The sequence below is a fragment of the Enterobacter ludwigii genome (assembly GCF_001750725.1).
Classification (GTDB): domain Bacteria; phylum Pseudomonadota; class Gammaproteobacteria; order Enterobacterales; family Enterobacteriaceae; genus Enterobacter; species Enterobacter ludwigii.
The window spans coordinates 4691887-4712480 of record NZ_CP017279.1 but is presented as its reverse complement, the minus strand read 5'-3'; the positions used below and the strand labels follow the sequence as shown (position 1 = coordinate 4712480).

The following is a 20594-nucleotide window of genomic DNA, read 5'->3' as shown; positions in this document are numbered from 1 at the left end:
GGTGCAATTATACTGTATGGTCATACAGTATCAAGTATTTTGTAGAAATTGTTGCCAGAGCGTTTTTAACGCATAAACGGTTGCCTGACGACGCACGCTTTCGCGATCGCCGCTAAAGCACTCCCGGCGGGTGATCCCTTCTCCTCTGGCGGTAGCAAAACCAAACCAGACGGTGCCGACAGGCTTCACGTCACTGCCCCCGTCCGGGCCCGCGATGCCGCTAATCGATATTGCATAATCCGCGCGCGCCTCTTTGAGCGCACCAATAGCCATCTCAATCACCACCGGCTCGCTGACCGCGCCATGCTGTTCGAGCGTAGATTCCCGCACGCCGATCATTTGCGCTTTAGCTTCATTACTGTAGGTCACAAAACCACGTTCAAACCAGGCGGAACTGCCGGCAATATCGGTAATCGCTTTCGCCACCCAGCCGCCGGTGCAGGACTCCGCGGTGGTGAGGGTCGCCCCGCGTTGCTTAAGCGCCAGCCCTACCACTTCGCTAAGCTGCATCAATTCATGGTCAGTCATTCTCGCTCCAGGCCTTAGAAAAACATGCAGCACAAGATAGCACTTTCTCGTCAGATATGGGGATGCGCTGCAGGATTTACGAGGGGGATTCAGAAAAAAGCCGATGCGAGCGCACCGGCGGTGGAGAGGATTATTTCATGCTGTCAGCGAGGGTATCCACATTGTGGCGGAACGCCTTAACGTAGGTCTCTGCCACGCCTCCTTTTGCCGAGAGCGCTTCCGGGTAAAGCTCGCCTCCCGGCTGCGCGCCGGTGGCTGTAGCAATCTGTTTAACCAGCCGCGGATCGAGCTGGTTTTCCATAAACCAGGTTTTCACGCCGTCCGCTTTAATCTGATTAATGATCTCAGCGACCTGTGCCGCGCTGGCCTCGCTCTCTGATGACAACCCCTGGGGCGCCATAAACGTCACCCCGTAGGCGCGGCTGAAATAGCCGAACGCGTCATGGCTGGTCAGCACTTTACGTTTCACCAGCGGGATCTGGCTAAAACGCGTTTTGGCCCAGCTATCCAGCTGCTTAAGCTGCGCGATGTACGGTTTTCCGGTCGCTTCCAGCGCGGTTTTATCTTCTGGGTCGGCTTTCACCAGCCCGTTGAGAATATTTTGCGCGTACAGCGCCCCGTTCGCCGCGCTGTTCCAGGCGTGCGGGTCAGTGACGGTTTTGCCCTCTTCTTCGAGGGTATGCGTCTGCACACCACGCGACGCCACCACCAGCTGGCCTTTGAACCCGGAGGCTTTCACCAGGCGATCCAGCCACCCTTCCAGTCCCAGACCATTGACCACCACAACATCTGCCTTGCTTAGCGCCGCGCTATCTTTTGGCGAGGGCTCGAAGGTATGCGGATCGCCGTCCGGACCCACCAGCGTCGTGACGTTCACATGGTCACCGCCCACCTCCCGGGTCATATCCCCCAGTATGGAAAAGCTGGTCACCACATTGAGCGTTTTCGCCATCACCGTTTGCGACATCATCCCCAGCGCGAGCGCCACTACTAATCCCGTACGTTTCATCGTTTCCCCTTCCGTTAAAAAAGCGCACGCAGGCTGCCAGCCAGCCTGCTGCGCGTGCCAAATAAAATGGAAATAAAGAACAGCGCGCTGGCGGTAAGCACGATGGACGGCCCCGCGGGCAGACTGGCGGCCCAGGAGAGACTGAGTCCGAGCCACGCGCAGAAAATACCGCTGATACCCGCCATCAATAGCAGTCCGGGTAAGGTGCGTGCCCAGCAGCGTGCCGCTACCGCAGGGAGCATCATCAGCCCGACCGCCATCAACGTGCCAAGCACCTGAAAACCGGCAACGAGGTTAAGCACCAGCAGCGCCAGAAACAGGCCGTGTAATAAGCCGGGAACATGGCGGGCGTTTACCTGCAGCCAGGCGGTGTCAAAGGCCTCGGTCACCAGCCCACGGTAAAAAATCGCCAGCGTGATAAGGGTGAACATACAAACGCCTGCCACAAACAGCGCGGCATCGTTATCCACCGCCAGGATGGAGCCAAACAGCAGGTGCAGAAGATCGACGTTCGAACCGCGCAGTGATACCAGCGTGACGCCCAGCGCCAGCGAGCCAAGATAGAACCCGGCAAAACTGGCGTCCTCTTTAAGCGGCGTTCGACGGCTGACCAGCCCGGCCACCAGCGCCACGGTAATACCGGCAATAAAGCCTCCCACGCTCATGGCCAGCAGCGACATACCGCTGAGCAAATACCCCACCGCGACGCCGGGCAAAATGGCGTGAGAGAGGGCATCGCCCATCAGACTCATCCGGCGCAGCTGAAGGAAAACGCCCAGAGCAGTGGTACTGACGGACAACGCCAGGCAAACCACCAGCGCGCGGCGCATAAAGCCATACTCAATAAAAGGCTGAAAAAAGATATGCCAGATCATGCCACCCTCACCCGCTCGGTTTTCCACTGGGGCATGTCAGCGTCCAGCCGTAACGTCTGTGGGAAGTGGCGCGATACACGCTCGCTGTCGTGCAGCACCGCAAGCACCGTTTGCCCCTGCATATACATTTCCAGCATCAGGTCCATCAGCACATTACAGGTAGCTTCATCAACGCCGGTAAAGGGCTCATCGAGCATGACCAGCGGTGCCTGCTGCACTAATACCCGCGCGAACAGCATGCGCTGAAACTGACCGCCGGAGAGCTCATCAATGGTCGTTAGCGCCATTGTTCCAAGCCCCACCCGCTCAAGCGCGCCGGCAATGCGCAGCCGCATTTCACGGCGAAGGCCAGAAAAAAGCGACGCTTCAGGCCAGCAGCCCATGCTGACCACATCCTGCACGGTTAGCGGAAATTGCGCCTCCAGGGCATGACGCTGTGCCAGCCAGCCCATTACGGGGCGTTTTTTCTGCCAGTGAAAACGGCCGCTTACCGGCGGGATAAACCCGGCGAGGGTTTTCAGAAGCGTTGATTTACCGCAGCCGTTGGCCCCGAGGATGGCGGTCATGCTCCCGCATTCAATCACCCCGGACAGAGGACGCGTGACCGGCTCGCGGTCGTAACCCGCCGTGAGTTGATTCATCACAATCATGGCAATGCCACCGCCCAGCACACGGCCAGCCCGATAAAGACAATCAGCGCCAGCGCCATCAGAAGCCGGACCGGCGCAGACAGAGAAAAAAAGGAAGTAGACATCTCATCACCACATCAAATGTTATAACATAACAATAATGAAAGATAATGCGGATGTAAATGAGCGAAGATTAACGGGAGTGTGGCGAAATGTTTCTGGATATCAGCCCAACCCTCTCCCGGCGGAAGAGGGTTGAACATCAAGCGTTACTGACTGAACGGCGACGCGGCAGGCACGCGCGCCTGTGACACCGCCAGCCCCAGCTGCCATACGGCCATCGCATAGTGGGTGCTGTGGTTATAGCGGGTGATGGTGTAGAAGTTAGGCAGCCCGTACCAGTACTGATAACCCGTACCGACATCCAGACGCAGCAGGCTCGCCTGTTGCGTATTTCCCAGCGGCTGCGTTGGCGTTAAGCCTGCAGCGGCCAGCTGCGAAACGCTGTAGTTGGTTTTAAAGCCGTTCTCAAGCCCTGGTGCCTGGCCGTTAGCCTGCACCGCCACCTGACCGCCCGGCACCCAGCCGTGCGCTTTAAAGTAGTTTGCCACGCTGCCGATGGCATCCACCGGATCCCACAGGTTAATGTGGCCATCTCCGTTAAAGTCGACGGCATATTGCTTATAGGAGGACGGCATAAACTGGCCGTAGCCCATCGCACCGGCAAACGAGCCTTTGAGATCTAACGGGTCATCTTGTTCATTGCGCGCCATCAGCAGGAAGGTTTCCAGTTCAGACGAGAAATATTCAGCGCGACGCGGGTAGTTAAAGGAGAGCGTCGCCAGCGCATCGAGGATACGGGTTTTGCCCATCACGCGGCCCCAGCGGGTTTCCACGCCGATAATCCCGACGATGATTTCAGGCGGTACGCCATACACCTGCCACGCACGGTTCAGCGCATCTTCATATTGGTTCCAGAAGACCACGCCATTTTGCACGTTATCCGGCGTAATAAACTGTTTGCGATAACGCAGCCATGCGCCATTTGGCCCGGTCGGTACCTGAGCCGTCGGTGCCTGGCGATCCATCAAACGCAGAACATAATCCAGTCGCTTCGCCTGCGACAGAATTTCATGCAGTTGCTGGCGGTCAAAACCGTGTTTGCTCACCATTTTATCGATGAACTGCTCGGCCGCCGGGTTATTCGCAAAGTCGCCGCCCATCTGCATCATATTATGCTGCGGCTCCAGCAGGAATCCTCCGGAAGGCGCGCCAGCCGTTTGCTGTACGGCTTCGGTCTTGGGTTTGCTACTACAGGCAGACAGCAGAATAAGCGCAGGTAACAACGCTGCATAACGACGCTTGAACATGTGACATCCATTTAACGGGTTCGATAAGAACCCAGTATGGTAAAGCATCCGCAACACCTCAAGGAAGTGGTACGCACCTCCCCCACCAAATCTTTACGCTCCCCATCGCAAATCTGTGCAATTTTCGTCCACCCAAGACTCCCACCGGCAATTAACTTTCAAAATAATCCATTTTTCTTTCATTGTGAGATCTAATTAACACTTTAAAACCTTTCAAAGTGATTATTATTAGCCTCGGTTATACAAAAACAAAAAAGCCCCACAGGAGAGAAGAATGATAGAAACCATCACCCACGGCGCCGAGTGGTTCATCGGGCTGTTTCAGAAAGGCGGAGAAGTGTTCACCGGCATGGTGACCGGGATCCTGCCCCTGCTGATTAGCCTGCTGGTCATCATGAACGCGCTGATTAACTTTATCGGCCAGCAACGTATTGAACGCTTTGCCCAGCGCTGCGCCGGCAATCCGCTGTCCCGTTACCTGGTTCTGCCCTTCATCGGCACGTTTGTTTTTTGCAATCCGATGACGCTGAGCCTCGGCCGCTTTATGCCTGAAAAATACAAGCCAAGCTATTACGCCGCAGCCTCCTACAGCTGCCACTCCATGAATGGCCTGTTCCCGCATATCAACCCCGGCGAGCTGTTTGTCTATCTGGGCATTGCCAGCGGCCTGACCACGCTTGGCCTGCCGCTCGGTCCGCTGGCGGTGAGTTATCTGCTGGTCGGTCTGGTCACCAACTTTTTCCGCGGCTGGGTCACGGACCTCACCACCGCCATTTTCGAGAAGAAAATGGGTATCCAGCTTGAACAGAAAGTCCATCTTTCAGGAGCCGCAGCATGAGCCGTATTCGCATTGAAAAAGGAACGGGCGGCTGGGGCGGCCCGCTGGAATTCGACGCCACTGAAGGCAAAAAAATCGTCTATATCACCGCAGGCACACGTCCGGCCATTGTCGACAAACTGCGTGAGCTGACCGGCTGGGAAGCGGTCGACGGCTTCAAAGAGGGCGAACCGCCTGAAGCGGAAATTGGCGTGGCGGTGATTGACTGCGGCGGCACGCTGCGCTGCGGCATCTACCCCAAGCGGCGTATTCCTACCGTGAATATCCATTCCACCGGTAAATCAGGTCCGCTGGCGCAGTACATCCTGGAGGACATTTATGTCTCCGGCGTGAAGGAGGAAAACATTCACCTGGCACAAGGGTCTGCTGCCCCTCAGAAAGCGGCCCCGCGTGATTACGACACGAGTAAAAAAATCACCGAACAGAGTGACGGCCTGCTGGCAAAAGTCGGAATGGGGATGGGCTCTGCCGTGGCCGTGCTGTTCCAGTCCGGGCGCGACACCATCGACACGGTGCTGAAAACCATTCTGCCGTTTATGGCATTCGTTTCGGCGCTGATCGGCATCATCATGGCCTCGGGTCTTGGCGACTGGATTGCCCACGGCCTCGCCCCACTGGCGAGCCACCCGCTCGGGCTGGTAACGCTGGCGCTGATCTGCTCCTTCCCACTGCTGTCGCCGTTTCTCGGCCCAGGCGCGGTCATTGCGCAGGTTATCGGCGTGCTGATTGGCGTGCAGATTGGCCTTGGCAACATTCCCCCGCATCTGGCTCTGCCCGCCCTGTTTGCCATTAACGCCCAGGCGGCGTGTGATTTCATTCCTGTCGGGCTGTCGCTGGCGGAAGCGCGCCAGGACACCGTGCGCGTTGGCGTGCCCTCTGTACTGGTCAGCCGTTTCCTGACCGGCGCACCGACGGTGCTGATTGCCTGGTTTGTCTCCGGCTTTATTTACCAATAAGAGGTTCCTGTGATGACCGTAATTTACCAGACCACCATCACCCGCATTGGCCAGAGCGCGGCCGATGCGCTCAGCGACAAGATGCTGATTACCTTCCGCGAAGGCGCGCCCGCGGATATCGAAGAGTTTTGCTTTATCCACTGTCACGGCGAGATGAACGGCGAACTGAAGGCCGGGAGCCAGCTGGAGTTGGGCGACGCGCGCTACGCCGTGACCGCCGTCGGCGACGTGGCCGGACAAAACCTGCGGGAGCTCGGCCATATCACTTTGCGTTTTGATGGCCAGCCGCAGGCGGAATATCCCGGTACGGTTCATGTGGATGGCCCGGTTCCGCAGGCTGTCACCCCAGGCTGCACGTTGAAGTTTGTTGCGTAATTTAAGGAGAAAGATATGAGTCAGGTTGCCGTTGTCATTGGTGGGGGACAAACCTTAGGCGAGTTCCTCTGCCGTGGGCTTGCTGCAGAGGGTTACCGCGTGGCGGTAGTGGATATTCAGAGTGAAAAAGCCGCACGCGTGGCGGACACCATCAACACCGAATTGGGTGAAGGGATGGCCTACGGATTTGGTGCTGATGCCACCAGCGAGCAGAGCGTAATGGCGCTGGCCCGCGGCGTGGACGAGATTTTTGGCCGTACCGACCTGCTGGTATACAGCGCAGGAATAGCCAAAGCGGCCTTTATCAGCGATTTTGAACTGGGGGATTTCGACCGCTCTCTGCAGGTTAACCTGGTGGGCTATTTCCTCTGCGCACGCGAGTTTTCCCGTCTGATGATCCGCGATGGCATTCAGGGGCGCATCATCCAGATCAATTCGAAATCGGGCAAAGTGGGCAGCAAACACAACTCCGGTTACAGCGCGGCGAAATTTGGCGGCGTAGGGCTGACGCAATCTCTGGCCCTCGATCTGGCCGAATATGGCATTACCGTTCACTCGCTGATGCTGGGCAACCTACTGAAATCGCCGATGTTCCAGTCCCTGCTGCCGCAATATGCCACCAAGCTCGGGCTGAAAGAGGAGGAAGTGGAGCAGTATTACATCGACAAAGTGCCGCTGAAGCGTGGCTGCGATTATCAGGACGTGCTGAACATGCTGCTGTTTTATGCCAGCCCCAAAGCCTCTTACTGCACCGGGCAGTCCATTAATGTCACCGGCGGGCAGGTGATGTTCTGATCGAACACGCTGATGCCCGTATCCCCCTCTCCTTCGGGAGAGGGAACAACAAGGAGCTCGTATGGTTACCGCATTCATTACCGTCGCCGCCATCGCCTGGATGTGTCAGCTGATCTTTGGCGGCTGGCAAATCCGCCAGTTTAACCACGCGTTTGATGCCCTGTGTCAGAAAGGGCGCGTGGGCGTCGGGCGTTCCGGCGGGCGTTTCAAACCGCGCGTGGTGGTTGCCATTGCGCTGGACGAACACAATAGGGTCTGCGATTCCCTCATCATGCGCGGAATGACCGTTTTTGCCCGCCCGGCGAAAATCCAGGCAATTAACGGGATATCGCTGCAGGAATTACAACCCGATGTGATCTTTCCCCATGATTCGCTCTGTCAGAATGCTCTATCATTAGCGCTTAATCTGAAACATGGATAATTTCGTTGTGAACGCGATAAGCTTGCGAAATTATCATTTCGCAACCTAAGGAATTGAGCGCCTATGAAACCACGTCAGCGTCAGGCGGCCATTCTGGAGCATCTGCAAAAGCAGGGAAAATGCTCGGTAGAAGAACTGGCCCACTACTTTGACACCACCGGCACGACAATACGAAAGGATCTGGTATTGCTCGAAAACTCTGGTGCAGTCATCCGAACCTACGGCGGCGTGATGCTCAACAAAGATGAAGCCGACCCGCCTATCGATCACAAAACGCTGATCAATACTCACCAGAAAGCGCTGATTGCCGAGGCCGCCGTAAAATTTATCCATGATGGCGACTCCATTATCCTTGATGCAGGCAGCACCGTGCTGCAGATGATCCCGATGCTCAGCCGCTTTAACAACATCACGGTGATGACCAACAGTCTGCACATCGTCAACGCCCTGTCGGAGTTCGACAGCGAGCAAACCATTCTGATGCCCGGCGGGACGTTCCGTAAAAAATCTGCGTCGTTTCACGGTCAACTGGCGGAAAACGCCTTTGAACACTTCAGCTTTGATAAACTCTTTATGGGCACGGACGGTATCGATTTGAACGCCGGCGTGACGACCTTTAACGAGGTGTTCAGCGTCAGCAAAGCGATGTGCAACGCCGCGCGCGAAGTGATTTTGATGGCAGACTCGTCGAAGTTTGGCCGTAAAAGTCCCAACATTGTCTGCAGCCTTGAAAGCGTCGATAAGCTCATTACCGACGCAGGTATCGACCCGGCGTTCAAAAAAGCGCTGGAAGAGAAAGGGATCGACGTGATTGTAACCGGAGAGAGAGATGAGTGATTTTCTGTTAAACGCAGGCCGCCAGACCCTGATGCTGGAGCTGCAGGAAGCCAGCCGCCTGCCGGAACGTCTGGGCGAGGATTTTGTGCGCGCGGCAAACACCATTATCCAGTGCGAAGGTAAAGTGGTGGTCTCCGGGATCGGCAAGTCCGGTCATATCGGCAAAAAGATTGCCGCTACGCTTGCCAGCACCGGCACACCGGCGTTCTTCGTGCATCCGGCCGAAGCGCTGCACGGCGATCTGGGGATGATTGAAAGCCGCGACGTGATGCTGTTTATCTCCTACTCCGGCTCGGCCAAAGAGCTGGATCTCATCATCCCGCGTCTGCAGGAAAAATCGGTCGCGCTGCTGGCGATGACCGGTAAATCCCGCTCACCGCTGGCACTGGCGGCCAAGGCCACGCTTGATATCTCCGTTGAGCGCGAAGCCTGCCCGATGCACCTCGCCCCCACCTCCAGCACCGTAAATACGCTGATGATGGGCGACGCGCTGGCAATGGCGGTAATGCAGGCACGCGGCTTTAACGAAGAAGATTTTGCCCGCTCGCACCCGGCGGGCGCGCTCGGTGCGCGACTGCTCAATAAAGTTCATCATCTGATGCGGACCGACGAGGCCATTCCGCAGGTCAAACTCAACACCAGCGTAATGGATGCGATGCTGGAACTGAGCCGCACCGGGCTGGGTCTGGTAGCGGTGTGCGATGAAACCGGTAGCGTTAAAGGCGTGTTTACCGACGGCGACCTGCGCCGCTGGCTGGTGGGCGGCGGCAAGCTGGAATCCCAGGTTTCGGAAGCGATGACCCGGGGCGGGTTGATCCTGAACGCCGAGAGCCGCGCCATCGAAGCCAAAGAGGTGCTGATGAAACGCAAAATCACCGCCGCGCCGGTGGTGGATGAGCACGGCACGCTGTGCGGCGCCATCAACCTGCAGGATTTCTACCAGGCCGGGATTATTTAACCTTTGAGTCCCAGACGTTTCGCCAGCCGGTGCAGGTTGGCGACGTCCATTTCCAGCGCTCGCGCGCACGCCGCCCAGCTGCGGTTATTCTGCTCCAGCGCGCGGGCGATAGTCTGACGCTGAAACGCTTCTGTTGCTTCCCGCAGGTTCTCATGGGCCATTTCCGGCGTGGCAGGCGTAACGAACGAGGCGGTGTCATCCTGCAATCCGAAATGCCGCGCGTGGATCACCACCTCATCTCCCGAACGTGTCGCCCGCGCCAGCACTACGGCGCGGTGAATCGCATGTTCCAGTTCGCGCACGTTTCCCGGCCAGCCGTAGCGCATCAGATGGGCTCGTGCGCCGGGGCTTAATACCACGCGGGAAAGGCCCATTCGTAACCGACATTGCTCGCAGAAAAACCCCGCCAGCAGCACCACATCGTCGCCGCGCTCGCGTAGCGGCGGCACGGTAAGCGGAAACACGCTCAGACGATGGTACAGGTCAGCGCGGAAATTCCCGGCCAACACCTCTTCGCGCAGGTCACGGTTGGTTGCCGCCAGCACACGCACGTTGACTCTCAGGCTGCGATCGTCGCCGACGCGCTGAATATCGCCGTACTGCAGGACGCGCAGCAGTTTGGCCTGAAGCGACAGCGACAGTTCGCCAATTTCATCGAGGAACAACGTGCCGTTATCCGCCATTTCGAATTTGCCGCTGCGGTTGCTGATCGCCCCGGTAAACGCCCCTTTGACGTGACCAAACAGCTCACTTTCCGCCACGCTTTCCGGCAGCGCGGCGCAGTTGAGGTACACCAGCGGGTTGACCGCGCGCGGCGAGGCTTCGTGGATGCCCTTCGCCACCAGCTCTTTACCGGTGCCGGTTTCCCCGAAAATCAGCACGTTTAAATCCGAGGCCGCCACGATATCGATCTCTTTTTTTAGCTGCACCATCCCCGGTGACAGCCCAATCATCTCCGTGTGTGCCACCGGTTCAAACGCCGACGGGCTGCCGGGAAGGATGTTCTGGCTCTCCAGCTGTTCGATCAGCAGCGCGTTATTCAGCGCACCGGCGGCCAGCGCGGCAATCAGCCGCAGCTCTTCATCGCTAAAGGTGTCGAACTGATCCGGCGACAGGCCGTCGAGGGTTAATGCCCCAATCAGGTTTTGTCCGGCAAACAGCGGCAGACCGATACAGGCATGGACTTTCAGGCTCTCCTGCCCCGGGATCAGCCCGTCGTAAGGGTCGGGCAAATCACTGTCCGCCGGAAAGCGCACCACGTCACCGGCCCGGGCGATGGTTTCCAGACGCGGATGGCCTTCCAGGGAGAAGCGTCGCCCAAGAACGTCCTGCGCCAGCCCGTCGATAGCCAGCGGAATAAACTGCCGGGCGTCGTAGCGCAGCAGCGCCGACGCATCGCACGCCAGCACGTGGCGCAGCGTCGAAATCAGCCGCTGAAAACGGTCCTGATGACCGATACCGGTTTGCAGTTCAATGGCAATTTTTGCCAGTACGTCCACGGAAAAGCTCATCTGCGCCTCACTGTCATTTTGACCATTCATATTGTCACAATGACCATAAATCAGATAGTCATATTGACTACCCATTACGAGTAATAAAATTTAAAAACATTAAAAAACAGCAACATGAAAAACTGGCACGCAACTTGATAAAGGCTAGTCATCTTATTTGAAAAACGCCGTATTAATTGAGGTTGCTATGTCTATTCTGGTTAAAAATAAAATTCATTGGGTTGGCCAACGTGACTGGGAAGTGCGTGACTTCCACGGAACGGAGTACAAAACGCTGCGCGGCAGCAGCTACAACAGCTATCTCATCCGTGAAGGCAAAAACGTGCTCATCGATACCGTCGATCACAAATTCAGCCGGGAGTTCGTGCAAAATCTGCGCAGCGAAATCGATCTTGCGGATATCGACTACATCATCATTAACCATGCGGAAGAGGATCATGCCGGGGCGCTGACCGAGTTAATGTCCTGCATTCCCGACACCCCGATTTACTGCACCACCAACGCCATCGACTCGATTAACGGCCATCACCACCACCCGGAGTGGAATTTCCACACCGTCAAAACCGGCGACACGCTGGATATCGGCAACGGCAAACAGCTGATCTTCGTTGAAACCCCGATGCTGCATTGGCCCGACAGTATGATGACCTACATGACCGGCGATGCGGTGCTGTTCAGCAACGATGCCTTCGGCCAGCACTATTGTGACGAACGCCTGTTCAACGATGAAGTGGATCAAACCGAGCTGTTCGAACAGTGTCAGCGCTACTACGCCAATATCCTGACGCCGTTCAGCCGTCTGGTGACGCCAAAAATCACCGAAATCCTCGGTTTTAACCTGCCCGTGGATATGATTGCTACCTCTCACGGCGTGGTGTGGCGCGAAAACCCCACCCAGATCGTGGAGCTGTACCTCAAATGGGCCGCGGATTACCAGGAAGACCGTATCACGCTTTTCTACGACACCATGTCTAATAACACCCGCATGATGGCGGACGCCATTGCGCAGGGTATTAACGAAGTCGACCCGAACGTGGCGGTGAAAATCTTCAACGTGGCGCGTAGCGATAAAAACGAAATCCTGACCAACGTCTTCCGCTCCAAGGGCGTGCTGGTGGGCACCTCCACGATGAACAACGTGATGATGCCGAAAATTGCGGGCCTTGTAGAAGAGATGACCGGCCTGCGCTTTCGTAATAAACGGGCCAGCGCATTTGGCTCCCACGGCTGGAGCGGCGGCGCAGTAGACCGGCTCTCCACGCGTTTGCAGGACGCCGGTTTTGAGATGTCCATGAGCCTGAAGGCGAAATGGCGTCCGGACATCGATGCGCTTGAATTATGCCGCCAGCATGGCCGTGACATTGCGCGTCAGTGGGCGCTCGCGCCGCTCCCCGACATGAACGCCAAAAACCCCGCGCCACAACAAGCCTGTGCCGCAGCCGTCGCTGACGGTGGCCCTCGCATGCAGTGCAGCGTCTGTCAGTGGATTTACGACCCGGCACAGGGCGAGCCGCTGCAGGATGTTGCCCCCGGTACCCCCTGGTGCGACGTGCCGGACAATTTCCTCTGCCCGGAATGTTCCCTGGGAAAAGAGGTCTTTGACGAACTGGCGACGGAGGCACAATGAACCACGGTATCGTTATCATCGGCTCGGGCTTTGCCGCCCGCCAGCTGGTGAAAAACATTCGCAAGCAAGACGCCCGCGTGCCGTTGACGCTCATTGCCGCCGACAGCATGGACGAGTACAACAAGCCTGATTTAAGCCACGTTATCAGCCAGAATCAGCGAGCCGAAGACCTCACCCGCCAGACCGCGGGGGCGTTCGCGGAACAGTTTAGTCTGCGGTTATTTCCGCACACCTGGATAACCGACATCGACGCCGCCGCCCATGTGGTGAAAGCAAAAGACAAAACCTGGCAATACGACAAGCTGGTGCTGGCGACAGGGGCTTCTGCTTTTGTGCCGCCGGTGGAAGGCCGGGAACTGATGATCACCCTCAACAGCCAGCAGGCGTATCAGGCCAGTGAAACCCTGCTGCGTGACGCGAAGCGGGTGATGATTGTCGGCGCAGGGTTGATTGGCACAGAGCTGGCGATGGATTTTAGCCGGGCGGGTAAATCCGTCTCCCTGGTCGACCATGCGGCAAGCATTTTGTCGGCGCTGATGCCCGCAGAAGTAAGTAGTCGCTTACAGCATCGTCTGACCGATATGGGCGTACATCTGCTGCTGAAATCCCAGCTGCAAAGCCTGAAGAAAACCGGGAGTGGGATTCATGCAACGCTCGACCGCAGCCGCAGCGTTGAGGTGGATGTGGTGGTTGCCGCCACGGGCCTGCGTCCGGAAACGGCGCTGGCGCATCGCGCCGGCGCGGAAACAGGTCGTGGCGTGAAGGTAGACAGCTACCTGCAAACCACGCAGCCCGATATTTACGCCCTGGGTGACTGCGCTGAAATTAACGGACAGGTCCTGCCCTTCCTGCAGCCTATTCAACTGAGCGCCATGTACCTCGCGAAAAACCTGTCTGGCGGCAGTGCGCCACTGAAATTACCCGCCATGCTGGTAAAAGTAAAAACGCCAGCGCTCCCGCTGCACCTGGCAGGCGAAACCGAGCGTCCGGACCTGCACTGGCAACTCACCATTGAACCTCAGGGAATGGTGGCTCGTGGGTGCGACAGCGAAGGACAGATGCGCGCCTTTGTAGTGAGCGAAGACCGGATGAAAGAGGCTTTCGCTCTGCTGAAATCATTACCCGCTTAACGCTGATTCGCCTGCCACGCTAACGTAACCTTTGGATTTTATGGTCCACAGCCCCGATGTCCCGGGGCTTTTTTTTCAACGTCGTTTAGCCAGATAACGACAATGATGTTCAGACGCCGCGTCAGGAGCGCACGACAAGCGCATCGTAGCCGCGCCAGCGATAGTTGATCATGGAAATCAGCCAGCAGGCAACGAACAGCCCGACCACCACGAACCCGGCGTTACCGAGGTTGTCATTAACTGCGCCAATGCGATCCCAGAGGCCTCCGCTGAGGGCAAACTTATCCATCAACAGACCCAGAGCTTCCAGCCCGCCGATAAACAGCGCCACCACCACGGAGGTACCGGTGATGGTCATGTTGTAGTAAAGCTTGCGCTGCGGCTTGTTAAACGCCCAGCCGTAAGCGCCGACCATCAGCAGATTGTCGAGGGTATCGACCAGCGCCATACCGCTGGCAAACAGCGCCGGGAAGATCATGATGGACCAGACTGACATCCCGTTTGACGCGCTGGCGGCTGAAATCCCAAGCACACCGATTTCCGTCGCGGTATCAAACCCCAGACCAAACAGGAAACCGACCAGGTACATCTGCCAGCTCTTGTTCACCAGGCGGAACGTTGCGCCAAACAGCCAGTTCATGACTCCGCCTGATGCCGGAAGCGTGATGTCGTCACGCGTGACCTGACCGTTCTTCAGCGCCTGAAAATTACGCCACACGCCGCGCAAAATCACCAGATTGACCAGCGCCATCGCCAGCAGAAACGTTGCAGAAACGGCGGTGCCAATCAGGCTGCCGGTTTCATGAAACCATGCCATATTCTTCTGAAACGCCGTGGCGGTGGCCGCAATGGCAATGGAGGCCAGCACCACAATGGTGGAGTGTCCCAGAGAGAACCATGCCCCCACGCCGGAAGGGCGTTTACCCTGCTGCATCATCTTACGCGTGACGGTATCAATGGCCGCGATGTGGTCGGCATCCACCGCATGACGGAGTCCATAACACCAGGCCAGCAGGCTGGCGGCCATCAGCGCCGTACTGCCGCTGAAGGTTTGCCATGCCCAGCCCCATGCCAGAAGATTAGCCATTACCAGAGCCAGCAGCAGAAACGCCGCGCGGGGTTCATTGCGTAAGAGTCGTAACATTTTACATCCTTTGTGAACATGACCGGGCGGCAGCAACCACCGCCTGCCCGAAGGAGATAGCGCCGTCACCTGACGGCAGATGATGAGGAAAAAGCAGCGTGAAGTCTGAGAGGTAATGGCGCAGTCGCGCGCGCAGCAGACGGTTATGTAACACGCCGCCGCTGAAGCATACGGTGGAAAGCCCCAGTCGCCGGGTATGGGAGGTGACAAGCTCCGCCAGCCCTTTCGCCAGCGCATCGTGAAACGCCCATGCCCGCTCGCAGGGTTCCGCCTGCCAGTTCAGCCACTGTTGCCAGAAGCGCGTAAGGTTATCAGCCTGAAGCGTAACCGGATGTTGAACGTCGTGGCACTGCGCGGCCAGCGCTTCAAGCCGGCAGGCGGCCTCACCTTCATAGCTCTGGGTTTCTGACGTGATGCCGAGCGCGCAGGCCACCGCGTCGAACAAACGGCCGCAGGATGAGGCCAGCGGCGCGTTTAAACCGCGCTGAATGGCCGTAGCCAGCAGCGGCCAGTTGTGCCGCTGAACGTCACGCGTTTCCGGGTACTGCTGCCAGTCCGGCACAAACGCCAGGCAGTGGGCGAGTAAATTGCGCCACGGCTGCATGGCAGCCCTGTCCCCACCCGGCAGCGTAACCGCAGGCAGACCGCCCAGACGTTCGCAGTCGAGATAGTTTACCCGCAGGCACTCTCCGCCCCACAGCGCGCCGTTTTCACCCATGCCGATCCCATCCAGCGTCAGGGCAATGACATCTCCGCCCTCAAGCGGCCAGCCGTTTTCTGCCATGCATGCCGCCGCGTGAGCGTGGTGGTGAAGCACGGTGTCGATCGGCAAAGCCTGGGCTTGCGCCCACTGTCGGGCGTGATAGCCCGGATGGGCGTCGCATACCACGCGCTGCGGCTGAAACGCATAGATCTGCTGCATCATCGACAGCGCCGAACGCCACTGGGCCTCGACACCGTCGTCACTCAGATCGCCAAAGTGCTGACTCAGTACCGCCTGGTTACCGCGCACCAGACAGAAGGTATTTTTCATATCAGCACCGGTGCACACCATCGCCGGGACAGCGCTGAAACCGGCGGGCAGCGTGATGGCATCCGGCACAAAACCGCGCGCGCGGCGCAGCATCATACCGTCCTGATCCATCACGGAATCATCCATACGCTGCAGGATGTCGCGGTTGTGCAGCAGGAATCCGTCAGCGATGTCGCCCAGTTCATCCAGTGCCTGCTGGCAGGTGATGGCCGGCGGACGCCCGCTGAGGTTGCCGGAGGTCATCACCAGCGGGCGCTGGCAGTCCATCATCAGCACATGCTGTAGTGGGTTAGCGGGCAGCATCAGGCCAACGGTGTCCAGCCCTGGCGCAATCGCGTCAGGAAGCGGAGGACACCATGCTTTTGGCGTGATCACGATGGGCGCTGCGGGCGAGCGCAGCAGCGTTTGCACCGATTCCGGCAGTCCCTCCGCCTGCGGGATCATGACCGCCAGTGGCTTTATCGGGCGCTGTTTGCGCGCCCGCAGGGTTGCCACCGCCTGCGCGTTGGATGCGTCACAGGCAAGGTGAAAACCGCCCAGCCCTTTGATGGCGACAATCCCGCCATTTTTGAGCATGTGGACCGCCGCACTCAGCGCAGACTCGCGGGTGGCAACAGCCTCGCCCGAGCGCCATTCCAGCTCGGGTCCACAATCCGGACAGGCTACCGGCTGCGCGTGAAAACGGCGGTCAGCGGGATTGCGGTACTCGGTTTCACACGGCTCACAGAGGGGAAATGCCGCCATTGACGTGGCCGGGCGGTCATAGGGCATGGCGCGAATGATGGTAAAACGTGGACCGCAATGGGTACAGTTGATAAACGGATAGCGATAACGCCGCGCTCGGGGATCGCGCATTTCAGCCAGGCACGCCGGGCAGGTAGCGGCATCCGGCACAATCTGGGTGTCCATCGCTCCGCCCGCGCTATGGCGAATGGTGAACGCCTGCGGCACCGTTGCCCAGGTAAACGGCTGGCTGTCGACAGCATCGATACGTGCCAGCGGTGGGCAGTCCTGATGCAGCCTCGCGGTAAAGGCCCCCCCATTACCCGCGAGACGCACCAGCACGCCCTCTCCGTCATTACAAACGTCACCCGTCAGCTGTAGCTGATGCGCCAGTTGCCAGACGAAGGGACGAAACCCTACCCCCTGCACCTTGCCGCGCACCCGCAACTGTACGCCGTTATCGCCCATCGCGACTTAAAACAGCAGTGACGATGACGTGTCGAACGCGGCACGACGGCGTTTTTCCGCGCTCATCTGCTCAAGCTTGTCGCGATCCACGCAGACCAGGGCGTGCGTCGGGCAGGCTTCCATACAGGCCGGGCCGGCGTCACGGTGGTAGCAGAGGTCGCATTTATTGGCTTCCGCTTTTTCCGCGCGCACGCTCAGCCCCATGCCGCTGTTGCGCACAACCGGACGCACCACGACTTCCATCGCACCGTACGGGCAGGCAACCACACAGGTTTTGCAGCCGATGCAGCGCTCCTGCATCACATGCACGAATCCTTTCTCACGTTTGATGGCCCCGTTTGGGCAGACGTTAGCGCACGGCGCATCCTCACACTGGCGACAAATAGCGGCCGTGGAGATATTCACACCTTTAATGACGTGGATCCGCGGTAAAAAGGTATCAGGGGTGAGCGACGCGCAATCCTGCTCCGCCTGATGGGAAACCACACACGCCACTTCACAGGTACGGCAGCCAATGCATTTACTGGCATCGGCCATAATAAAACGGTTCATCTGCTTCTCCAGCATTACAGTCCTGCGCGGAGATATACATAAACCGTGCCAATTATTAACCTGTTGATTTTCTGCGGTTTATAAAATGACAGCAGGGCTGTCATCGTCACTTCTGACGATGACAGCTGTCGACATCAGCGGTGAGGCCCGTCAATAACCGAGTCACGCAGGATAAGCTCGCCGGAGAAGGTTTGCTGGTACTTAAACTCACCGCCATCCAGCAGGAAGATCAGGCGGCTAATGGTCTCTTTGATCATCTCCGTCACCGGAATGCGCACGCTGGAGAGCGAGGGGACGATGTAGGGGGCGATGGCCACATCGTCAAAGCCAATCACCGACACGACATCCGGGGTGGCGATCCCGCACTCGTGCAGCTGTTTCATGGCACCAATCGCCATATCGTCATTACTCGCCACCAGCGCCGAAAAGGTTTCACCGCGCGAAAGCAGCTCAGACACCGCTGCCGCACCGCTGGCCGGGTTCCATTTCCCCTGCGCAATCAGCGACGGGCGCAGCGGGATCTGGTGCTGTGCCAGGGCGTCTTTGTAGCCCGAGAGACGCTCAACGCCCGTGGGGGAATCCAGCGAACCGGTGATAAACGCAATCTCCCGGTGCCCTTTCTGAATCAGCTGCGACACGGCGTCCTGGCAGGAGGCTTTATGATCTGACCAGACGCTGTGACTGCTGTTTTTCCGTAAGCGGCGGTTAAGGACCATAATCGGCTGTTCGCATTTCTCAACAATATCGTCCATCTCATCCACGCTCAGGAAACGCGGGTAAATGATCACCGCGTCACAGCGCATATCGAGCAAATACTGAATGGCCTCGCGCTCTTCATCCGCACTGTGCTTACCGTCCGCCAGGATCAGCTGCCGCCCTTTCTCTTCCGTCATGCGGGCGGCGTGAAAGAGCAGTTCGCTAAAATAGACGCCGTGATAAAGGGTGTTGGTGACCACCAGACCCAGCGTCTGGGTACGTTTGGTCGCCAGATTTCGTGCCAGCAAATTCGGGCGATAGCCGCTCTCTTCAATCGCCTGAAACACCCGGTCTTTGGTCTCCTGGCTGACGTAGCCATTGCCCGACAATACCCTGGAAACCGTCGCTTTCGAAACGCCTGCCCGCTTCGCGACTTCAAGCATCGTGGTCATCGTAATCTTCCGTTTGAAACTACCAGGGCGCAGTGTACTGCACTGCAGAAAAATTGTCGCAGCGGCGATATCACGCTTTTTACCCCTCCAGGTGATCATCATCACGAAATGAAAAAATGTACAAAATGTGATCTTGTTTCATTCAAAGAAACTATTGATGATTGTGTGGAACCGGTTTCCTACATTTCTCACAACGATAACAGGATTACATCCGATGGCCAAAAATTACGCTGCGCTGGCGAATGACGTTGTCAGCGCGCTCGGCGGCAGAGACAACATCGTCGCCGTCACCCACTGCATGACGCGACTGCGTTTCGTCCTCAAAGACGAAAGCCTCACCGATGCCCCGCGCCTGAAAAGCATTAACGGCGTGCTCGGCGTGGTCCGCAACGACAACCAGTGCCAGGTGATCATTGGCAACACCGTGTCTCAGGCCTACCGCGAAGTGGTAAGCCTGCTGCCCACCGACCTGCAGCCTGCCGTACCGGAAGGCCCGCAAAAAATGACCCTGCGCCGCATCGGTGCCGGGATCCTCGATGCGCTGATCGGCACCATGTCACCGCTGATCCCGGCGATCATCGGCGGTTCAATGGTCAAACTGCTGGCAATGATCCTGGAGATGACCGGCGCGCTGGAAAAAGGGGCACCGACGCTCACCCTTCTGACGCTGATTGGCGATGGCGCGTTCTTCTTCCTGCCGCTGATGGTCGCCGCCTCTGCCGCAGTGAAATTCAAAACCAACATGTCGCTGGCGATTGCCATCGCGGGCGTGCTGGTACACCCGGGCTTTATCGAACTGATGGCGAAAGCCGCACAGGGCGAGCACGTTGAATTCGCCTTTATTCCGGTGACGGCAGTGAAATACACCTACACGGTCATCCCGGCGCTGGTGATGACCTGGTGCCTGTCGTACATCGAACGCTGGGTTGATCGTATTACGCCGGCGGTCACGAAAAACTTCCTTAAACCGATGCTGATCGTTCTGATTGCCGCCCCGCTCGCCATTGTGCTGATAGGGCCGCTCGGGATCTGGATCGGGAGCGCGATTTCAGCGCTGGTCTACACTATTCACGGCTATCTGGGCTGGCTCTCCGTGGCCATTATGGGCGCCCTCTGGCCGCTGCTGGTGATGACCGGGATGCACCGCGTATTTACGCCGACGATTATTCAGACCATTGCCGAGACGGGCAAAGAGGGAATGGTTATGCCGTCGGAAATCGGAGCCAACCTGTCGCTCGGCGGTTCATCGCTGGCGGTGGCGTGGAAAACGAAAAACCCGGAACTGCGCCAGACGGCGCTCGCGGCAGCGGCTTCTGCCATCATGGCAGGCATTTCAGAACCTGCCCTCTATGGTGTGGCGGTACGTCTGAAACGCCCGCTGATTGCGAGCCTTATCAGCGGCTTCATCTGCGGGGCAGTGGCTGGCATAGCCGGTCTTGCCAGCCACTCAATGGCGGCGCCGGGGCTGTTTACCAGCGTACAGTTCTTCGATCCGGCCAACCCAATGACCATCGTCTGGGTATTCGTAGTCATGGCGCTGGCGGTTGTGCTCTCGTTTGTTCTGACCCTGCTTTTAGGTTTTGAAGATATCCCGGTCGAAGATGACGCTGAGAAAGCACGCGCCCTGCAGAGCGCTCCGGTTCAGGCCAAAGCAGCACAAGTCTAAA

General features: G+C 57.9%; 20 protein-coding genes. 10 read left to right on the top strand and 10 right to left on the bottom strand.

Translation table 11 applies throughout. From position 1 onward, the window contains the following. Positions 1-30 precede the first annotated feature (30 nt). From pncC to mltB, 5 genes are all read right to left on the bottom strand, one after another. Positions 31-528 (bottom strand): nicotinamide-nucleotide amidase, encoded by a 498-nt coding sequence (gene pncC, locus BH714_RS22180; protein ID WP_020883854.1) that lies wholly within the window; start codon positions 526-528, stop codon positions 31-33. A 130-nt stretch (positions 529-658) separates the two neighbouring features. Further along, on the bottom strand, positions 659-1537 hold the full coding sequence (locus tag BH714_RS22175; protein ID WP_040018929.1) for a metal ABC transporter substrate-binding protein: 879 nt from the start codon (positions 1535-1537) through the stop codon (positions 659-661). Between the two features lie 14 nt (positions 1538-1551). Beyond that, positions 1552-2412, bottom strand: coding sequence for a metal ABC transporter permease (locus tag BH714_RS22170; protein ID WP_025203390.1), 861 nt, complete (start codon positions 2410-2412; stop codon positions 1552-1554). Continuing rightward, positions 2409-3062 carry a metal ABC transporter ATP-binding protein gene (locus tag BH714_RS22165; RefSeq protein ID WP_040018928.1) on the bottom strand — a complete coding sequence of 218 codons (654 nt, stop codon included), beginning with the start codon at positions 3060-3062 and terminating at the stop codon, positions 2409-2411. Before BH714_RS22165 ends, BH714_RS22170 begins: the two co-directional genes overlap by 4 nt. A gap of 248 nt (positions 3063-3310) precedes the next feature. Beyond that, complete coding sequence (mltB, locus tag BH714_RS22160; protein ID WP_025203388.1) at positions 3311-4411, bottom strand: lytic murein transglycosylase B; 1101 nt, start codon at positions 4409-4411, stop codon at positions 3311-3313. A 274-nt stretch (positions 4412-4685) separates the two neighbouring features. On the opposite strand from mltB, the gene srlA reads away from it, so the two are divergent. The 7 genes from srlA to gutQ all read left to right on the top strand — a co-directional run bounded on the left by srlA (position 4686) and on the right by gutQ (position 9591). Beyond that, positions 4686-5249, top strand: a complete 564-nt coding sequence (gene srlA, locus BH714_RS22155) for a PTS glucitol/sorbitol transporter subunit IIC (RefSeq protein ID WP_014171343.1) — start codon at positions 4686-4688, stop codon at positions 5247-5249. Continuing rightward, entirely contained in the window at positions 5246-6205 is a 960-nt protein-coding gene (gene srlE, locus BH714_RS22150; RefSeq protein ID WP_014171344.1) for a PTS glucitol/sorbitol transporter subunit IIB, read from the top strand. The genes srlA and srlE overlap by 4 nt, the downstream gene beginning before the upstream one ends. 12 nt (positions 6206-6217) lie before the next feature. Continuing rightward, positions 6218-6580, top strand: a complete 363-nt coding sequence (srlB, locus tag BH714_RS22145; protein ID WP_020883848.1) for a PTS glucitol/sorbitol transporter subunit IIA — start codon at positions 6218-6220, stop codon at positions 6578-6580. Between the two features lie 15 nt (positions 6581-6595). After that, positions 6596-7375, top strand: a complete 780-nt coding sequence (gene srlD, locus BH714_RS22140) for a sorbitol-6-phosphate dehydrogenase (RefSeq protein ID WP_014171346.1) — start codon at positions 6596-6598, stop codon at positions 7373-7375. 61 nt (positions 7376-7436) lie between these two features. After that, positions 7437-7796 carry a transcriptional regulator GutM gene (gutM, locus tag BH714_RS22135; RefSeq protein WP_040018927.1) on the top strand — a complete coding sequence of 120 codons (360 nt, stop codon included), beginning with the start codon at positions 7437-7439 and terminating at the stop codon, positions 7794-7796. A 63-nt stretch (positions 7797-7859) separates the two neighbouring features. Continuing rightward, positions 7860-8633 carry a glucitol operon DNA-binding transcriptional repressor SrlR gene (srlR, locus tag BH714_RS22130; protein ID WP_014171348.1) on the top strand — a complete coding sequence of 258 codons (774 nt, stop codon included), beginning with the start codon at positions 7860-7862 and terminating at the stop codon, positions 8631-8633. Beyond that, complete coding sequence (gene gutQ / locus BH714_RS22125) at positions 8626-9591, top strand: arabinose-5-phosphate isomerase GutQ (RefSeq protein ID WP_040018926.1); 966 nt, start codon at positions 8626-8628, stop codon at positions 9589-9591. Before srlR ends, gutQ begins: the two co-directional genes overlap by 8 nt. Here the strand turns inward: gutQ and norR are convergent. After that, positions 9588-11102 (bottom strand): nitric oxide reductase transcriptional regulator NorR, encoded by a 1515-nt coding sequence (gene norR / locus BH714_RS22120; protein ID WP_040019077.1) that lies wholly within the window; start codon positions 11100-11102, stop codon positions 9588-9590. The two genes, gutQ and norR, sit on opposite strands and share 4 nt — an antisense overlap. Positions 11103-11289: 187 nt before the next feature. Here norR and norV point away from each other — a divergent pair, with 187 nt between their 5' ends. After that, positions 11290-12729 carry an anaerobic nitric oxide reductase flavorubredoxin gene (gene norV, locus BH714_RS22115; protein ID WP_040018925.1) on the top strand — a complete coding sequence of 480 codons (1440 nt, stop codon included), beginning with the start codon at positions 11290-11292 and terminating at the stop codon, positions 12727-12729. After that, positions 12726-13859, top strand: coding sequence for an NADH:flavorubredoxin reductase NorW (norW, locus tag BH714_RS22110; RefSeq protein WP_040018924.1), 1134 nt, complete (start codon positions 12726-12728; stop codon positions 13857-13859). Before norV ends, norW begins: the two co-directional genes overlap by 4 nt. Positions 13860-13980: 121 nt before the next feature. Here norW and BH714_RS22105 read toward each other — a convergent pair whose 3' ends face one another. The 4 genes from BH714_RS22105 to BH714_RS22090 all read right to left on the bottom strand — a co-directional run bounded on the left by BH714_RS22105 (position 13981) and on the right by BH714_RS22090 (position 18927). Continuing rightward, positions 13981-15003 (bottom strand): HoxN/HupN/NixA family nickel/cobalt transporter, encoded by a 1023-nt coding sequence (locus tag BH714_RS22105; RefSeq protein ID WP_040018923.1) that lies wholly within the window; start codon positions 15001-15003, stop codon positions 13981-13983. 1 nt (position 15004) lies between these two features. Continuing rightward, a complete protein-coding gene (hypF, locus tag BH714_RS22100; protein WP_040018922.1) occupies positions 15005-17227 on the bottom strand; it encodes a carbamoyltransferase HypF in 2223 nt (740 codons plus the stop codon). Between the two features lie 6 nt (positions 17228-17233). Continuing rightward, complete coding sequence (gene hydN / locus BH714_RS22095) at positions 17234-17779, bottom strand: electron transport protein HydN (protein ID WP_023308960.1); 546 nt, start codon at positions 17777-17779, stop codon at positions 17234-17236. A gap of 134 nt (positions 17780-17913) precedes the next feature. Beyond that, positions 17914-18927, bottom strand: coding sequence for a LacI family DNA-binding transcriptional regulator (locus tag BH714_RS22090; protein ID WP_032678843.1), 1014 nt, complete (start codon positions 18925-18927; stop codon positions 17914-17916). A 214-nt stretch (positions 18928-19141) separates the two neighbouring features. On the opposite strand from BH714_RS22090, the gene ascF reads away from it, so the two are divergent. After that, on the top strand, positions 19142-20593 hold the full coding sequence (gene ascF / locus BH714_RS22085; RefSeq protein WP_040018921.1) for a PTS cellobiose/arbutin/salicin transporter subunit IIBC: 1452 nt from the start codon (positions 19142-19144) through the stop codon (positions 20591-20593). Position 20594: the final 1 nt, after the last annotated feature.

Coding starts and splice junctions, on each gene's coding strand:
- mltB (WP_025203388.1), bottom strand. CDS start 4,411: ATGTTCAAGCGTCGTTATGCAGCGTTGTTACCTGCGCTTATTCTGCTG.
- hydN (WP_023308960.1), bottom strand. CDS start 17,779: ATGAACCGTTTTATTATGGCCGATGCCAGTAAATGCATTGGCTGCCGT.
- gutQ (WP_040018926.1), top strand. CDS start 8,626: ATGAGTGATTTTCTGTTAAACGCAGGCCGCCAGACCCTGATGCTGGAG.
- gutM (WP_040018927.1), top strand. CDS start 7,437: ATGGTTACCGCATTCATTACCGTCGCCGCCATCGCCTGGATGTGTCAG.
- srlD (WP_014171346.1), top strand. CDS start 6,596: ATGAGTCAGGTTGCCGTTGTCATTGGTGGGGGACAAACCTTAGGCGAG.
- srlE (WP_014171344.1), top strand. CDS start 5,246: ATGAGCCGTATTCGCATTGAAAAAGGAACGGGCGGCTGGGGCGGCCCG.
- BH714_RS22165 (WP_040018928.1), bottom strand. CDS start 3,062: ATGATTGTGATGAATCAACTCACGGCGGGTTACGACCGCGAGCCGGTC.
- BH714_RS22105 (WP_040018923.1), bottom strand. CDS start 15,003: ATGTTACGACTCTTACGCAATGAACCCCGCGCGGCGTTTCTGCTGCTG.
- srlR (WP_014171348.1), top strand. CDS start 7,860: ATGAAACCACGTCAGCGTCAGGCGGCCATTCTGGAGCATCTGCAAAAG.
- srlA (WP_014171343.1), top strand. CDS start 4,686: ATGATAGAAACCATCACCCACGGCGCCGAGTGGTTCATCGGGCTGTTT.
- BH714_RS22175 (WP_040018929.1), bottom strand. CDS start 1,537: ATGAAACGTACGGGATTAGTAGTGGCGCTCGCGCTGGGGATGATGTCG.
- hypF (WP_040018922.1), bottom strand. CDS start 17,227: ATGGGCGATAACGGCGTACAGTTGCGGGTGCGCGGCAAGGTGCAGGGG.
- norR (WP_040019077.1), bottom strand. CDS start 11,102: ATGAGCTTTTCCGTGGACGTACTGGCAAAAATTGCCATTGAACTGCAA.
- ascF (WP_040018921.1), top strand. CDS start 19,142: ATGGCCAAAAATTACGCTGCGCTGGCGAATGACGTTGTCAGCGCGCTC.
- norW (WP_040018924.1), top strand. CDS start 12,726: ATGAACCACGGTATCGTTATCATCGGCTCGGGCTTTGCCGCCCGCCAG.
- norV (WP_040018925.1), top strand. CDS start 11,290: ATGTCTATTCTGGTTAAAAATAAAATTCATTGGGTTGGCCAACGTGAC.
- BH714_RS22170 (WP_025203390.1), bottom strand. CDS start 2,412: ATGATCTGGCATATCTTTTTTCAGCCTTTTATTGAGTATGGCTTTATG.
- BH714_RS22090 (WP_032678843.1), bottom strand. CDS start 18,927: ATGACCACGATGCTTGAAGTCGCGAAGCGGGCAGGCGTTTCGAAAGCG.
- srlB (WP_020883848.1), top strand. CDS start 6,218: ATGACCGTAATTTACCAGACCACCATCACCCGCATTGGCCAGAGCGCG.
- pncC (WP_020883854.1), bottom strand. CDS start 528: ATGACTGACCATGAATTGATGCAGCTTAGCGAAGTGGTAGGGCTGGCG.